Source organism: Psychrobacter sp. 1Y4 (genome assembly GCF_051847555.1).
Map to the genome: position 1 here is coordinate 1 of NZ_JBPYDE010001091.1, position 532 is coordinate 532.

The following is a 532-nucleotide window of genomic DNA, read 5'->3' on the forward strand; positions in this document are numbered from 1 at the left end:
GTGCCGCCGTAAAGTTCTCGACGCCTCTGATCACCGCAGTATGACCATCCACTTGAATAGATGCACCCAAGCGATTAAGCTCAGGCACATGCATATAGCGGTTTTCAAAAATATTTTCGATAATGGTACTGGTCCCATCAGCCAGACAGCAAATCGCCATCAACTGAGCTTGCATATCTGTTGGAAAACCTGGATGTGGCTGAGTCCGGATATCTACTGGCTTTGGACGCCCTTTCATTTGCGCGCGAATCCAGTCATCACCTGTCGTAATCACCGCACCCATCGCTTCAAACTTCTCAAGTACTGGGTACAATAAAGATGCCGTGGTGTTTTTAGTCAGCACATCACCTTGAGTCATCAAGGCACCCGCAAGATATGAGCCTGTCTCAATACGATCCGGTACCACTGAATACTCACAACCGTGTAGACGTTCTACCCCTTCAATGGTCATGGTAGAAGTACCGATGCCGCTGATTTTGGCGCCCATCGCAACCAGCATATTGGCTAAATCGACTACTTCTGGCTCTAATGC

At 48.5% G+C, this 532-nt stretch carries 1 pseudogene; it reads right to left on the reverse strand.

Annotation, left to right across the window (positions count from 1 at the left end):
* Window positions 1-532 (reverse strand): annotated as a pseudogene (locus ACS8FC_RS20575) (UDP-N-acetylglucosamine 1-carboxyvinyltransferase); the annotation flags it as partial.